A 2,065-nucleotide genomic window follows, 5' to 3' on the forward strand; every position below is an offset into this window, starting at 1 on the left:
TCTTTTAGGCGACTGGTCTGATGGAGAGGATTCCCTGCGTTGGCCTTTGGCCGGGCCTTGCCCATCGCGAATTTGGGACAAAAACGCCAGCGCCGGGTTTGCCGCCTCCACCGTCAGCTGCACGCCGCCTTGCAGAATGTCTTCTAGCGCTGTGTCAGCCTGACCGCCGATTAAGCTGCCGATGGAACTGGCGCTGTAGCCCTCTGCCAGCAGACGGCGCAGCACCAGCAATTGGAGTAGATGCCGGTAAGTGTACCGAGCTTCACGCCCCTGTTTGAGGGGCTTGTCTAACCATCCCTGAGTGGTGTAGTAGCGCACTAGCCGAGGGTTCACCGGCTCTTGACCACGATTTCCAGAACTCTGGTCGGGCAAAAACTGGGGTAGTAGGTCGTTGGTCACCTCAACGAAGCGATCCAAGACCATCTCGGGCTGTTGCTGGGCAATCTGTTGCAACATGCTCATAGGCCCATAATAGACACTTGCAAATTAAACTGTCAATATCACCCTTAATTGCAATTATCCCTATGGCATCTCCTGTTGTCCTGATTACCGGCTGCTCGTCAGGTATTGGTCAAGCGCTTTGCCAGACCTTTCATCAACGAGGGTGTCGAGTGGTCGTGACGGCCAGACGGTTAGAGGCCCTGGATAGCCTGAAGGCCCATGGCATTATGACCTTGCCTCTAGATGTGACGGACTCGGCAGGCATCCAGCGAGTTATTGAAGCTGTTCTGGCCCAGGAAGGTCAGATTGACCTGTTGGTCAACAATGCGGGCTTTGGGCAGTTTGGCCCGCTGATGGATCTCAGCCCGGCACAGCTCCAGATGCAGTTTGAGACCAATGTGCTGGCTCCCCTTGAGCTGGCGCAGAAAGTGGCCCCGGTGATGAAGCGGCAGCGATCCGGCGTCATCGTCAATATCGGCAGTATCGCGGGGGTCGTGACAACACCCTTTGCCGGGGCTTACTGTGCCTCGAAGGCGGCATTGCACAGTCTGTCCGAGGCACTCCGGATGAAACTGGCCTCCTTTGGCATCCAGGTGATCACGGTGCAGCCGGGTGCCATTCGGTCGAACTTTGGCCACGCTGCGGAACAAGGATTAGCTGAGGTGCTGTCGCCAGAATCGTGGTACGCGCCGCTGGAGTCAAAGATTCGGGCTAGGGCGGTGCTGTCTCAGACTCAGGCGACACCAGCAGACGCGTTTGCGGAGCAGCTCGTCGCGGCGATAATGAGGCCGCAGTCGCCAATGACTATTCGGTTAGGGAAAAAGAGCAGGTGGTTACCGTTGCTCAAGCAGCTGCTGCCGCCCAGGCTGATGGGGTCTTTGCTCAGACGACAGTTTGGGCTCACACAAATCCAGCGATGAGGAGGATACACCTTGCTGCTGCTTTAACTCTCAAGATCGGTATCTAGCTACCACAAGCCGCTCAATTATCTGATTGCAGCCGTTCGATATGGCACTCATAGCCCTCTCCAAGCGCCCTGCGCCAGCATTGCAGTACCCCCTCTGAGTCGTCCGTAAATTGCACGATCAGCAATTCAGTAACAGCTCGGCTTTCAGGCACGCTGCCCTGGGGATGCGACCAATTCGCTCGCCTCAGCACCGCTTTGACTCGCGCTAAGGTTTCCCACCCACATCGGGGCGCAGGCGAAAAGCTCTCCCACACCTCGGAAATCAGCGACACTGCATCCGGGGATAGGGTCTCTGGGCACAGCGATTCCGGCAACCCAATCGCCGTCGTCAACTGCTCATCCGACCACCAGGCCCACCACTCTTCCCGGTGCAGCAACTGTACCTCCTCAGCCTGCCGAATCTCTGACCAGGGCGTCTGATCTAGTGCAGCCAGACGAAGGGGAGCACGTCACCTTTGTAGCCCAATTGAGCCATTGAGATAAGCACAACGATGGGCCAGCACTTGAGGGATATTGTCCTCATTCCACTGAGCCCCTGAAATCTTGACTCTGCGGCTGATTTGCTTGATGGCCGATTCAACAGCCCCTGAGCCAATCGAGCAGATTTGTTCGCGCTGATAATAGTCGTAATTGACAATGCGGTGGCGATGCTTGCGG

Annotated in this window: 3 protein-coding genes and 1 pseudogene; 1 reads left to right on the forward strand and 3 read right to left on the reverse strand. The window is 56.8% G+C overall.

The features are described 5' to 3' along the window. A partial coding sequence (locus IQ273_RS32760; RefSeq protein ID WP_228054355.1) for a MerR family transcriptional regulator occupies positions 1-456 on the reverse strand: 456 nt, incomplete at its 3' end. A 68-nt stretch (positions 457-524) separates the two neighbouring features. On the opposite strand from IQ273_RS32760, the gene IQ273_RS32765 reads away from it, so the two are divergent. Further along, complete coding sequence (locus IQ273_RS32765) at positions 525-1,361, forward strand: SDR family oxidoreductase (protein WP_194027252.1); 837 nt, start codon at positions 525-527, stop codon at positions 1,359-1,361. 61 nt (positions 1,362-1,422) lie between these two features. Here IQ273_RS32765 and IQ273_RS32770 read toward each other — a convergent pair whose 3' ends face one another. After that, positions 1,423-1,785, reverse strand: a complete 363-nt coding sequence (locus IQ273_RS32770) for a hypothetical protein (RefSeq protein WP_194027253.1) — start codon at positions 1,783-1,785, stop codon at positions 1,423-1,425. 72 nt (positions 1,786-1,857) lie between these two features. Continuing rightward, positions 1,858-2,065, reverse strand: a pseudogene (locus tag IQ273_RS32775) (ISKra4 family transposase); the annotation flags it as partial.

The organism is Nodosilinea sp. LEGE 07298 (genome assembly GCF_015207265.1).
In the GTDB taxonomy this organism is placed as follows: Bacteria; Cyanobacteriota; Cyanobacteriia; order Phormidesmidales; family Phormidesmidaceae; genus Nodosilinea.